Annotated in this window: 15 protein-coding genes; 4 read left to right on the forward strand and 11 right to left on the reverse strand. The window is 34.6% G+C overall.

What is annotated here, in order from left to right; translation table 11 throughout:
• Positions 1-16: 16 nt before the first annotated feature.
• Positions 17-1,003, reverse strand: coding sequence for an aldo/keto reductase (locus ACSV4D_RS07460; protein ID WP_408078715.1), 987 nt, complete (start codon positions 1,001-1,003; stop codon positions 17-19).
• A 12-nt stretch (positions 1,004-1,015) separates the two neighbouring features.
• The gene (locus ACSV4D_RS07465) at positions 1,016-1,642 is read right to left on the reverse strand and encodes an SGNH/GDSL hydrolase family protein (RefSeq protein WP_439227702.1); all 627 of its coding nucleotides are present in this window, start codon (positions 1,640-1,642) and stop codon (positions 1,016-1,018) included.
• A gap of 148 nt (positions 1,643-1,790) precedes the next feature.
• Here ACSV4D_RS07465 and ACSV4D_RS07470 point away from each other — a divergent pair, with 148 nt between their 5' ends.
• Positions 1,791-2,846, forward strand: coding sequence for a sensor histidine kinase (locus tag ACSV4D_RS07470; RefSeq protein ID WP_439227703.1), 1,056 nt, complete (start codon positions 1,791-1,793; stop codon positions 2,844-2,846).
• Positions 2,847-2,919: 73 nt separating this feature from the next.
• Here the strand turns inward: ACSV4D_RS07470 and cysM are convergent, their stop codons facing one another.
• Both cysM and epsC read right to left on the reverse strand, forming a co-directional pair.
• The gene (gene cysM / locus ACSV4D_RS07475) at positions 2,920-3,807 is read right to left on the reverse strand and encodes a cysteine synthase CysM (protein WP_439227704.1); all 888 of its coding nucleotides are present in this window, start codon (positions 3,805-3,807) and stop codon (positions 2,920-2,922) included.
• Complete coding sequence (gene epsC, locus ACSV4D_RS07480) at positions 3,808-4,599, reverse strand: serine O-acetyltransferase EpsC (RefSeq protein WP_408078719.1); 792 nt, start codon at positions 4,597-4,599, stop codon at positions 3,808-3,810. It lies immediately after the preceding gene.
• Between the two features lie 245 nt (positions 4,600-4,844).
• Here epsC and ACSV4D_RS07485 point away from each other — a divergent pair, with 245 nt between their 5' ends.
• Entirely contained in the window at positions 4,845-5,027 is a 183-nt protein-coding gene (locus ACSV4D_RS07485; protein WP_439227705.1) for a hypothetical protein, read from the forward strand.
• The gene (locus ACSV4D_RS07490; protein WP_439227706.1) at positions 5,017-5,565 is read left to right on the forward strand and encodes a Smr/MutS family protein; all 549 of its coding nucleotides are present in this window, start codon (positions 5,017-5,019) and stop codon (positions 5,563-5,565) included. Before ACSV4D_RS07485 ends, ACSV4D_RS07490 begins: the two co-directional genes overlap by 11 nt.
• An 80-nt stretch (positions 5,566-5,645) precedes the next feature.
• On the opposite strand, the gene ACSV4D_RS07495 is transcribed toward ACSV4D_RS07490, so the two are convergent.
• Positions 5,646-6,617, reverse strand: a complete 972-nt coding sequence (locus tag ACSV4D_RS07495) for a hypothetical protein (protein WP_439227707.1) — start codon at positions 6,615-6,617, stop codon at positions 5,646-5,648.
• 82 nt (positions 6,618-6,699) lie between these two features.
• Between ACSV4D_RS07495 and ACSV4D_RS07500 the strand changes: the two genes are divergently transcribed.
• Positions 6,700-7,824 carry a cysteine desulfurase family protein gene (locus ACSV4D_RS07500; RefSeq protein ID WP_439227708.1) on the forward strand — a complete coding sequence of 375 codons (1,125 nt, stop codon included), beginning with the start codon at positions 6,700-6,702 and terminating at the stop codon, positions 7,822-7,824.
• A 61-nt stretch (positions 7,825-7,885) separates the two neighbouring features.
• On the opposite strand, the gene map is transcribed toward ACSV4D_RS07500, so the two are convergent.
• The 6 genes from map to ACSV4D_RS07530 all read right to left on the reverse strand — a co-directional run bounded on the left by map (position 7,886) and on the right by ACSV4D_RS07530 (position 12,406).
• A complete protein-coding gene (gene map, locus ACSV4D_RS07505; protein WP_439227709.1) occupies positions 7,886-8,650 on the reverse strand; it encodes a type I methionyl aminopeptidase in 765 nt (254 codons plus the stop codon).
• Between the two features lie 38 nt (positions 8,651-8,688).
• Positions 8,689-8,997 carry an antibiotic biosynthesis monooxygenase family protein gene (locus ACSV4D_RS07510; RefSeq protein ID WP_439227710.1) on the reverse strand — a complete coding sequence of 103 codons (309 nt, stop codon included), beginning with the start codon at positions 8,995-8,997 and terminating at the stop codon, positions 8,689-8,691.
• A 231-nt stretch (positions 8,998-9,228) separates the two neighbouring features.
• Complete coding sequence (locus tag ACSV4D_RS07515) at positions 9,229-10,080, reverse strand: hypothetical protein (RefSeq protein ID WP_439227711.1); 852 nt, start codon at positions 10,078-10,080, stop codon at positions 9,229-9,231.
• A 274-nt stretch (positions 10,081-10,354) separates the two neighbouring features.
• Positions 10,355-10,855, reverse strand: coding sequence for a hypothetical protein (locus ACSV4D_RS07520; RefSeq protein ID WP_439227712.1), 501 nt, complete (start codon positions 10,853-10,855; stop codon positions 10,355-10,357).
• Positions 10,856-11,313: 458 nt separating this feature from the next.
• Positions 11,314-12,075 carry a tryptophan synthase subunit alpha gene (gene trpA, locus ACSV4D_RS07525; RefSeq protein ID WP_439227713.1) on the reverse strand — a complete coding sequence of 254 codons (762 nt, stop codon included), beginning with the start codon at positions 12,073-12,075 and terminating at the stop codon, positions 11,314-11,316.
• A 10-nt stretch (positions 12,076-12,085) separates the two neighbouring features.
• The gene (locus ACSV4D_RS07530; RefSeq protein WP_408078734.1) at positions 12,086-12,406 is read right to left on the reverse strand and encodes a gamma-glutamylcyclotransferase family protein; all 321 of its coding nucleotides are present in this window, start codon (positions 12,404-12,406) and stop codon (positions 12,086-12,088) included.
• Positions 12,407-12,482 lie beyond the last annotated feature (76 nt).

Here is a 12,482-nt window from a genome sequence, read left to right on the forward strand (position 1 = left end):
TGTTGACTTTTATTTTTTACCATAAATGCTGTACTTCTTTTTTGATGTAGTGCTCGTAGATTTCGTTCATGGCAGCAATTTTTTCCGGATTTAATAGAGGCAAATCTAATGTTGAAAGATTGGACATTACATGACCTTCGGTAGAAGCCCCGGGTATAATACAGCTTACTTCTTTAAAATTTAAAATCCATTGTAAAGCTAGAGGAGCCAGATTTGTTACTTCAGGAAACAATTTTTTTAATTCGTTTACGGCTATTAAACCCAATTCATAGTTAATGCCTGAGAAGGTTTCTCCTTTATCAAACGATGCGCCCTCGCGATTGAAAAAGCGATGATCTTTGCTGTCAAAAATAGATTTTTCAGAGAATTTCCCGGTGAGAAGTCCGCTGGCTAAAGGGACACGGGCAATGATTCCCACATCTTTTTTCTGCGCTTCTTTAAAGAAAAGTTCTGACGGACGCTGTCTGAAAAGATTAAAAATAATCTGTACTGTAGTCACATTTGGAAACTCAATAGCTTTGAGACCTTCTTCTACTTTTTCAACACTCACCCCAAGATTCTGAATTTTACCTTCTTTTTTTAATTTGTCAAAAAGTTCAAAAATCTCAGGACGGTAATAAACTTCAGTAGGAGGACAGTGCAACTGAATTAAATCGATGGTATCTAATTGCAGTCTTTTCAGGCTGTCTTCTACATATTTTTGTAACACCTTTGGCTGATAGCCTTCATTAACATGCGGATTAATTTGACGACCGCACTTAGTAGCGACATAAATTCGTTCGGAACGCGACCGGACTACTCTTCCTACAGCAGTTTCACTTAATCCATTTTCATAGACATCAGCAGTGTCAATAAAGTTCACTCCTTTATCAATTGCGGCATTTAACAATTCATCAGCAGACTCATTATTAAATGAAGAACCCCATTTTCCGCCCACCTGCCAGGTTCCAAGGGCTATTTCTGAAACTTCAAAGTTTGTTTTTCCTAATTTACGATAGTTCATTTTTGTATATTTTTATAAATTATTTATTATTTCCTGAATCGCTTTTTCGATAAGCGGACTCATAATTTCATAACCGGCACTGTTAGGATGCACCCCATCTTCTGACAGTTGTTTCTTTAAACCTTTTTGCTCATCAGCCATTTCAGGATAATAATCTACAAAAGAGATTCTGTGAGACAGTGCATATTCCTTGAGTACGGCATTTAGTTCTGTAATTAAATCTGCTGGTTTTTCTTTTGGATTCCAATAGAAATAATTAGCCGGTAAGACAGAACAAAGGATTACTTTGATTTGGTGAACCTGAGCCAGTTCAACCATTGAATAAATATTATTGGTAATCATTTCAATTGTTGCCGGTCCTGTATTTCCGGCAATATCATTACCTCCTGCTAAAATTACAACAATTTTAGGATTTAATGCAATAACATCTGCTCTAAAACGCAGTAGCATTTGTGGTGTCGTCTGACCGCTGATGCCTCTGTTAATGTAAGATTTGTTTTGAGAAAAAAAAGGATGTTCCTTACTCCAGAACTCAGTAATTGAATCGCCTAAAAAAATTACCCTGTTTTCATCAGAAATGGGCAGAGGGAGTGAAGCGTTCTCTTGTTGGTATTTTGATAAATAAGGCCAATCCTGCATAGCATATTATTTTTTTAGCTTTCATAATAGCGTTATAAACAAAGCTAACAATTTTTTTGAAATTACTATTTAGTTTAAAAGATGGATTTTTAAGTATTAATATGATATTTTCGTACATTTGGATTGCACTGCAAAAACAAATGATTTTATGAGATTATATCAAAAATTAGGAACTATTGGTTTTCTTAAAAATAGTTACGTTTATAAATTTCTATTTGTAGCTTTTATTGGTATTCATATTCCGTTAATAGGAATTTTATTTTTCGTTATTTATGCAAAAGTAAATTTTTCAGCAGCTTCTTTATTGGTTTTTTCTTTAATAATTACCTTACTGGCTACCGGAATGACATTATTTGTTTTAAATAAATTAATGAAGCCTATAGAATTAGCTTCTAATGCACTCAATGCCTACAGAATGAATAAAAAGATTCCTGTTTTACCATTAAATCATAGTGATGAAGCGGGTTTACTATTATCCAATATTCATGATTCTATTGCAGAATCTGAGAAATTTATTAGAGAAAAACAAGACTTAATTTATTTGCTTTCACACGATTTGAAAACATTTGCCGGGCATCCGGGATCTTTAGCAGCATTAATTTTAGAATCGGATCCAACAGAAGAAATAAAGGAATTAGCACAGTTAATTTGTCAGTCTTCAAATGAGCAATTTCAATATATTGACAAGTTTATAAAAATGCTGAAAGAACAGGATGAGCTGTTGAAAGTAAACTCAGAACTTAGCACGATTAATCTGGATGAAATGATAATTTCGATTGAAAATCAGTTAAGCAGACTTTTGAGTACTAAGAAAATCAGCTTGGTCAAAAATCTTGATGTTATTGTGGTAAATCTGAAAATAGATCCGGAATTACTCACTCGGGTGATTTTTAATATTATGCATAATGCTATTAAATTCTCTTTTACAGCGTCAAAAATTGAATGTTCCAGTTATGCGGATAATAAAAAAGTATACCTGCAAATTACAGATCACGGAGTAGGTTTTGATACGGATAAAAACGATACAATATTTGCTAAGTTTACTACAATGGGACGTTTAGGTACCTCTGACGAAAAATCTACAGGTTTGGGGCTGTACCTATGCAAACAAATTATTGAAAGAAATGGCGGAACTTTAACAGCTAACAGTGAAGGCGAAAATAAGGGAGCCTGTTTTACAATTGCTTTTGATATCATAAACTAATTGGCTTTTCATTTTATAAAAAAAAGGCAGCTTTAAGAATAAAACTGCCTTTTTGGATGATTATAATAAAAAATTAGTCAAATAAATCAGAAGATAAGTAACGGTCACCACGGTCACAGATAATAGCTACTATTACACCTGATTCTAATTCTTCGGCCAGTTTTACAGCTACTGCCACAGCACCTCCGCTGCTCATTCCGGCAAAAACACCTTCTTCTAAGGCCAGTCTTTTGGTCATTTCACGGGCTTCTTTTTCACTCACGTCAATAGTACGGTCCACTTTTGAAGGATCAAAAATTTTAGGCAGATATTCTGCAGGCCATTTTCTTATTCCGGGAATCTGAGAACCTTCTGAAGGCTGCGCACCAATGATTTGAATTTCCGTATTTTGTTCTTTTAAATAAGTAGAAGTCCCGATAATAGTTCCTGTGGTTCCCATTGCCGATACAAAATGTGTAACCGAGCCGTGAGTATCATTCCATATTTCCGGACCTGTTGTTTTATAATGCGCTTTCCAGTTATCAGCATTAGCAAATTGATTCAGCATTAAATAACCACCATCGGCTACTTTTTTATCGGCATAATCTCTGGAACCAATAATTCCTTCTTTGGCAGAAGTAAGGATTACCGTTGCACCATAAGCACGCATAGTCTGAGTACGTTCTTTGGTGGAGTCTTCCGGAAGGATTAATTCGATTTCAATGCCTAATAACTGGGCAATCATGGCTAGAGCAATTCCTGTATTTCCGCTGGTAGCTTCAATTAATTTATCCCCTTTTTTGATTTCGCCACGATCCATGGCCCCCTTAATCATAAAGTAAGCTGCCCTGTCTTTGACACTGCCTCCTGGATTATTGCCTTCTAATTTTAATAATAATTTTACGTTTTTGTTTTTAACCAGATTGGTTGTTTCTACTAAAGGGGTATTACCAATCAGGTTTAATATTTTTTGCGGATCCATTTATTTTAATTCTTTTATTTTTACTTCGGTGGTAGTGGTATTGGTAACTATTGATCGTTCGGGAATGGATTTAGTTACCCAGGCGTTTCCTCCTACAATGCTGCCTTTTCCTATAACGGTTTCTCCGCCCAGAATAGTTGCATTTGCATAAATACAAACATTTTTTTCTACAGTAGGATGTCTTTTAGAATCTTTCATTTCTTTGCTTACGCTCAATGCTCCCAGTGTAACTCCCTGATAGATTTTAACATATTTCTCAATTACAGCTGTTTCTCCAATAACAATTCCCGTGGCGTGATCTATGAAAAAAGGCGAATCAATCTGGGCACCGGCATGAATGTCTGTTCCGGTAATCCGATGTGCATATTCACTCATTAAACGGGAAAAAAGCAGTAAGTCAAGTTTATATAATTCATGACTAATCCTGTAAATAGCAATAGCATAAAATCCGGGATATCCCAGATAAACTTCTTCAATACCATTTGATGCAGGATCGTTTTCTAAGATATATTGCGCATCCTGATTTAATTTTTCAAGCACAGCAGGCAATTTGTCAACAAAATCATCCCAGGTTTCATTGCACAAAGAGTTTGGTTTTTTACAGGCAATAGAAGCAATTTCTTTAAACTGTTTTTCTAATTCATCAATGCTTTCGCTCAACGGTGCATTTGCATCAAATAAAGTATAAAAAATTTTTTCTGTAAAGACTTCAACTTTTGTTTTAATACCGTAATTAATAGCGGTATGGCTTTTAAGCAAACCAATATTTTTTATAATCAGATCCTTTGTCATTGCTTTTGGATTGTATAGTTAGTAGAAGAGCGCTACTTGATTCTAATCGTGTTGATAATTTAAAACAAATATATTGAACTATTTTGAATAATAAGAACAACATTCAGGATGCTTTCATACCGGAGTTCTGTTTTTTTGTTAAAAAGTTTTTCAGGATTGCAAAAATCAATTTTACCCAATTGAAACTGACTTTCGTGAAACAACAATTTTAAATTTATTACTTTTGAAAACTGATACGATTAAAAATGAAAAAAATAGTTTTTCCAATTATGTTACTTGCTATAGCTGTGGCTTTTTATGAGCAGACTGCAAACGAAAAAAATGTATATGTTACGGTAGCTGCCATAGCGGTATTTATGTTTGGAATGATGCAGTTGAGTGCAAAAACACCAAGTAAAAATCAAGAAAAAGAAGAAGATGCTGAATAAAGGAGATAAAGTTGCCGTGCTTGATGAAGCTATTAATGGCGTAGTTCTGTCTGTAAATGGAGAAGAGGTTACTGTGGAAACCGAGGATGGTTTTGTAATGAATTTTACAGCCGGTGAACTCATAAAAACAAATGATACCAGTAATTTAATGGATTCTGTCAGAAGAATTAATGTGGAAGAAATTAAAAAAGAAAAAACAATTCCTAAGCCCCGAAGTTTTGTGAAGGAACGTAAAGAAAAGGAAACGGGAGTTCCGGAATTTGATTTACACATTGAGAAATTAGTTAAAAACAAAAACGGGATGTCCAATTATGATATTTTGACACTTCAGGCTGAAACGGCTCAGAGACACATAGAATTTGCCATTAAAAACCGCATTCCTAAAATTGTTTTTATTCATGGCGTGGGCGAAGGAATTCTAAAAGCTGAACTGGATTTTTTATTAGGCCGTTATGATAACATTGATTTTCAGGAAGCCAATTATCAAAAATACGGACAAGGCGCTACCGAAGTTTTTATCAGACAAAGTAAAAAATAAACTAATAATTCAGGTATAAAAAAAACGCTCATTTGACAAGAGACAAATGAGCGTTTTTTTATTTAAAACTGCAACTACTGTTAATCTGTAGTAAATAATTCTCCTAAAGGATAATTGTCTCCGAGGGTAAAACTAACTATTCCTCTTTGTAAGGTAACTTTCTTTAGAACAATAGTATGTTTGTAACTGTTGGCTCCATTAGTGGTAGTAGTTACTTCTATTATACCATTTGTTCCGCTTACACCGGCATCACCAATCCATTCCTGATTAAGAACAGGAGTAACAGGAGTAGTAGGCTGACAAAAATAATCTCCGGTTAATAATCCGCCATTAACAAATGAACGATAAGTAAATACATTGGTAGTAGTTCCTATCAATCCTGTTCTGGGAGCATTGAGAGGTGTAACTTCGTTTGCAATCAGGGCTGGGTCAATATTTAAAATCAAAGCTTCACTGGTGTTGTAGTTATAAACTTCATTAGTAGCCGTACATTTTTCTAAAGTCTGATCAAATTTAAAAGGTAACGTGGTAATAGAAATTTTATAATTGCCAAAAGGAAATGTTTCATACACCTGAGTACCGTTGGACTTTGCAAAAGTTACATTTTTTAGTACAATATTGTAGTTGTAACCGGTTATTTTAGTACTGTTATTTGTTTCATCAGTACTTTTGTCTGCTGTAGTTACAATGCGTATTTTTCCGGATGTAGCTGTCCATTGATCTGTAATAACAGGAGTTGCCGGAACTATGGTTTCACATATGTTAGCAGAAGATACAATACCATCATAAAAACGATAAACAACCCTGTTAGCCGTAGCATTTATATCCAGTTCGATGGTATCATTAGCAGCAGTCAGCTCAGTAGGGAAATTGGTTTTTGGGATTTCCAGTATTAAGGCTTCCTGATCTTTAAGCTTGTAAATAATATTATTATTAGTACAACTTTGGGTTGCGGTAATATCTTCAAAGCTAATATCTTCCTGGGTTAAATTTCCATCATCACAGGCAACGAACAATGCCGCAAGTATCAATAGGTTTAGGACTTTTTTCATTTTTTAAATTTTCACAAAAATAGGTAAAAAATGATAAATGCTATTCCACTTTTGATAATTGATATTTTATAACTTTGCAGCAATGAAAAAAATATACCTCGATAACGCCTCAACTACCGCTATAAGACCTGAAGTTGTTCAGGAAATGACTAAAATAATGTTGGAAGATTACGGAAATCCATCTTCTACACATAGTTTTGGCCGAAATGCTAAAAACATCCTCGAACTTTCCAGAAAAAGTATTGCCAGACAGCTGAATGTCAATGCACAGGAAATTATTTTTACTTCAGGAGGAACCGAAGCCAATAACTGGATTTTGCGTTCTGCCGTTCAGGATCTGGGGATAAAACGAATTATCAGCAGTAAAATAGAACATCACGCTGTATTATCAACCATAGAGGAATTACAAAAAGAATATTCCATTCAGGTAGATTATGTAAAGTTGTTAGCTAATGGGGAAGTCGATTTAACTGATTTATCGGTATTACTTTCAAAGGATGTGAAAACTTTAGTGAGTTTAATGCACGTGAACAACGAAATCGGGACTATTTTAGACCTGGAACGTACCGCAGTAATATGCAGGCAATATAATGCGTTGTTTCATTCGGATACGGTACAGTCTATGGGCAAAATGAAACTGGATTTGCAGACCGCGACTGTAGATTTCGTGGTTGCCAGTGCTCATAAATTTCACGGACCTAAAGGTGTTGGCTTTGCTTTTGTTCGAAAAAATGCCGGATTGCAACCCTTGTTTTATGGGGGAGAACAGGAAAAAGGCCTGCGTGCCGGAACCGAAGCGGTACACCAGATTGCAGGAATGGCAAAGGCACTGGATATTTCGTATGCCAATTTGGAGCAGGAAAAGCAACACATTACTGCTGTTAAACAGTATTTAATCGAACAATTAGAGCAACATTTTACGGGTTTTTCCATCAATGGAAACAGCGATGGTTTTTATAATATTATAAATGTTGTATTGCCTTTTTCAGAGGAGAAAACGGCGATGATTTTGTTTCATCTGGATATGCGGAGTATTGCGGTTTCCCGTGGAAGTGCCTGCCAGAGCGGCAGCATCAGACCCTCACATGTACTGGCTGAATTACTCCCGGACAACTTAATACGAAAACCGAGTTTACGCATTTCCTTAAGTCACTATAATACTACAGCAGATATTGACGGCTTAATCGAAGCCTTAAAAACAGTATAAACCATAAAATCCGTTTCTTTTTAAATGAGACGGATTTTATATAATTTTTGGATTTTACTTTTTAGTTCCAGATTTCATTTGCTGCGGTGAGAATTACGGGAGCATTGTCGGTTATCAAAATCGTGTGTTCGTGTTGTGTTACAAATCCGCCTTTGTTTCCTACCAGTGTCCAGCCGTCTTTTAATCCAACAGCAATAGTGGAATGGGTTGAAATAAAAGTTTCAATGGCAACAGTGGTATTTTTTTTAAACCGTTCCCGATTAGTTTTTACTCTGTAATTTAAAATATTTTCCGGCTTTTCGTGTAAACTTCTGCCCACACCATGACCTGCTAAATTTTTGATGACTTTATATCCGGATTTTTTAGCTTCGGTTTCTATTAGAAAACCAATTTCGGAAATCAGTACGCCACCTTTGATGTTTTGAATTGCTTTTTTCAAAATTTCTTTCGACGCGTCAACAAGTGGCTGATGGTTGTGAATGTCTTTTCCCAATACAAAAGAACCACCATTATCCGACCAGAAACCGTTGAGTTCGGCAGAAACATCAATGTTAATTAAATCGCCTTCTTTCAATATTTTTTTCTCAGATGGGATTCCGTGAGCCGCTTCCTGATTGATGCTGATACAGCTATATCCCGGAAATTTATAGGTTTCATACGGCGCTGATTTCGCTCCGTAACTCTTTAGAATCGCACCTCCGTAATTATCCAGTTCTTTAGTTGACATACCGGCTTTGGCGTAAGCTCTCATCATTTTTAGTGTTGTGGCTACCACTTCACTAATTTTTTTCATTCCTTCCAGTTCCGATTCTTTTGTAATTGACATCTGCTATTTTTTTATTAAACAAATTTACGATTTTCAGATTATTTTACTTTTGGTAAAAATTCAAATTCATAATAAGTTTCTCTTACAGGTTTGTAAAACTGTATTTTTTTAGAAATCTCCGATTTTGAAGCAACGTCTTGAGCAAACTTTTCAAATTTTTCTTTTGATTCCCAGGTAGCATAATTAATGACAATGGTTTTATCCTCATTAGTAAGTATTTGGGACGATATAAAACCAGGAGAAGGATTCACTTCTTTTTCAAAAAACTCTTTAATCAGTGAATTTAAAGTATGAAATTGCTCTTGTTGTATTTCAAAACGTACCATTACGTAATAAGTTTTTTTCATGGTATTGAAGTTGTTTTTAGTAATTTACAAGTTTTATTTTATGATGCGTTGCAAACGCTTTGATTTGTTTTTTAATGTAAGTAGGTGCTCGATGCAATCGAGAAACAGTTTGGACCCAAAATAGAACTGTCTTAAATACGCTAAAACGAGGTTGTTTTTTATGCTTAATTTTAAATTTTACTTTTTTAAGTAAGTTGTGTAACAGCTACCCGTGTTGGCGGTTCGTTGTTTCTATTCTATTAGTAATCTCCCGTCTGCTGTTGAAATTATTTCTCCATTTTTTTCAATTTCAAGCGTTATGTCTGGTGAATTGTCTTCTCCTGTAATATTTCTGTAAACTTTATAAGTGTAAATTCCATTTATAAAAGTTATAACGTGATTTCCACCGCTTCCTAAGTGTTCCCATTGACCATTATTTAAAACTATGTCGGCGGGCTTTGAAGTTTCTCTTTCATCAACTTTCCAAGAGGCATACCTGTAATTGTTGTTAGATATTTCGTCAATGCGAATTATATATTTACTTGTCTTTATTTTATAGACAGGGCTTTGAAAAGTTTTTAATGAAACGTGTAAGTTTTCCTTGTCCTTAGCTATCAAATTAGTTCTTAAATTTTTTTCAAAGTCGCTTTGGTAATTTACAGTAGTTATTACTCCGTCAGAATTCGCCATCCACAAATCACCGTTGTCAAGCATTATTCCTCTCCAACCCACTTCTGACCATTGACTGATTTTGGAGTTTGAAATTTTATAAAGTAGGATTTGGTCAAAAATTTCGCTAAATCTCTTTTTAAATTCTTCTTTGTCTTTAACAGTTGGTATTGGGTATTGTCTATGTAATGGGTAACTTATTTTGTTTGAAATTCTGTCAATGTCTTTCTCTTTGAATAATGTAATTACAGTTTTTATACTGTCAATTTCGTAGTCTTTAAGTTCGTCATTAGTTCCTTCCTTGTCTTGCGATATTGAATTCTCAGCAGTGTCAATAGGTTCTTCATTTATTACTGAATGCTTTTTACTGTCCGTTTGGTTACATCCCAAAAGTAAAAGTCCAAAAATTAAAGAAGTCAGTTTAATTAATTTCATATCAATTTTTTCTTGTCTGTGGTGTTTGTTACAATGACCGCCAACGTCCCGCCACTACAGCGGGTTTGGGACTAAATTAAGCCCTATTTTCGGATTTGCCAAATCATACCAAATACAAAACCAATTTTTCCATTAAGCCTAAAACCCAAATTGCTTGTAGCGTGTGTTAGCGGTTCGGTTGTTTGTTTATAAAGTTTATCTATTCGAATTTTCAATTCAGTTCGCTTACTAAACAACAACTTTTAAACTCTTTGAAGAGCTTGTTTACATGTAATCAGGGAAATTCGGGTTTTACTTTATAACTAATAAAATTACAATCGCCTTTTATCATTTTATCCAAAATTATTTTTTGGAATCTGTTTTCAATTTCTTTTGCCTCTGATTTGCTTAAATCGTCAAAATACAACCATCGAGATGTTCCTCCCACCATTCTAAAAACTGATCTTATGGAAGTACGAGCGATATTTTTTAATTTAGGACTTGACCCTAATACTGTAACGTAATACATTTCTTCTTCAAAATCGTTGTTGCCTTTTAAGTAAAAAACTTTTCCTTTTAAAAAGTCATAACCTTTCTCTTCCCAATTGTCATACTTCTTCCATTTTTCGGGTACTGCTAAATGTTGAGAACTTTCCTTAAATTTATCTAAGCATATATTTAATTTTTCTTCACTGCAATTAAATTCATATATGGATCCACCACCTAAAGTACCAGCTATCTTGTCATTACAACTTGCTAGCAATAATATCACACTCACTATTATCAATTTTTTCATTTTGTTTTTCTATTAGAAACTCCAACATTCACGTTTCTGCTTTTCAAGTTCCAATTAGAGACACAGACTTTCAAGTTTCAATGTCAAATTTCAATATTTAAATTTCGGTTTTCCGCTTTCTAATATTAAACATTAAAAAAATCGAATTTTGCCGATTCCTACCCGATTTAGACGTTTTCTTATTCAGTTTCTGCATTTCAAAAGCCAAATCTTTAAATCTGGTTTTCTCCTCGTTTCCAGTCAACTGACCGCTAACTCGTTTATATGTGTGATAAAATCACACAAAGGCACCCATTTTAGGTAGATAGGTGTGATAAACTATCGTAAATTAGTTTATTTCAAATATATAAAAATAACCTTTCAATTTTTAGTAAGCGAATTGTATTCAAAAAAAATACCGCAAATTCACAAAATTTTAATCTGAGAATCTGCGGTAAATAAATTTATAAAAATAAAAACTATCGAATTGCTTTTACAAAATCAGCAATTTTTCCGTTTCCGTTTTCTTTTAAGTGAGTGATAAATGCACTACCAATAATAGCGCCTTTAGCATATTGAGTAGCCTGCTTGAAAGTCTCAGCATTGTTGATTCCGAAACCTACAATTTGAGGGTTTTTTAGATTCAAATTGGCAATACGCTTGAAATAATCTTCCTGTGTGCTTCCAAAACCTGCTGAAGAGCCTGTAACACTTGCCGAGCTTACCATATAGATAAACCCGCTGGAAACGCTGTCTATAAAACGAATACGTTCATCAGATGTTTGTGGTGTGATTAAAAATATATTGATCAAGCCGTATTTGTCAAAAGTAGCTTTGTATTGTTCGGCATATACATCAACGGGCAGATCCGGAATGATTAATCCATCAATACCCACTTCGGCACATTTTTGACAAAAAGCCTCTACGCCAAATTGCAACATCGGGTTGAAATAGCCCATAATTACCAAAGGGATAGCAACCGTTTTACGGATGTCTTTTAATTGGTCAAACAAGATTTGTGTGGTCATACCGTTGTGCAATGCAGTGGTAGAACTTGCCTGAATAGTAGGTCCATCGGCCAATGGATCGCTAAAAGGCAAACCAATTTCAATCATGTCTATTCCGCTCTTTTCTAAGTCCCGGATAATTTGTACCGTATCGTTTAAGTTAGGGTATCCTGCCGAAAAGTAGATCGAAAGTATTTTTTTATCTTCCTGTAATTTTTGTTCGATTCTGTTCATCGTATTTTTTTTAATTAGTAACAATATATGCCCAGGCAGTTTGAAGGGATTCCAGAGTTACTTCAATGCGCTTGTAATGCAGGCCTTCATAGGTGTCCGCCATATGCAGGTCTTCTTCGGTAATATCATATACTAATCCTGTAACAATGTCATTTGGGTTTTCGGTAGCAACAATAATAGGGTATTTTTCTATTCCAAATTCTTCTTCAATCTCGATATAATTTATTTCAAATCCGATTAATTTGTCTGGCGTTCCTTTTAGTGAGCGTCCAAAAATATTTTCCTGAATGTCTTTGTCCTTTAAAGTTCCGTAAGCGAATAATTTTTCCATTTGTTCTGGTTTGAAAATTGAACGTTCTTTATTGTTTTTGCGTTAGGGATAGCAGCGATATCCTTTTTATTTTGTC

It is taken from the genome of Flavobacterium sp. ARAG 55.4, from assembly GCF_051846875.1.
Classification (GTDB): domain Bacteria; phylum Bacteroidota; class Bacteroidia; order Flavobacteriales; family Flavobacteriaceae; genus Flavobacterium; species Flavobacterium plantiphilum.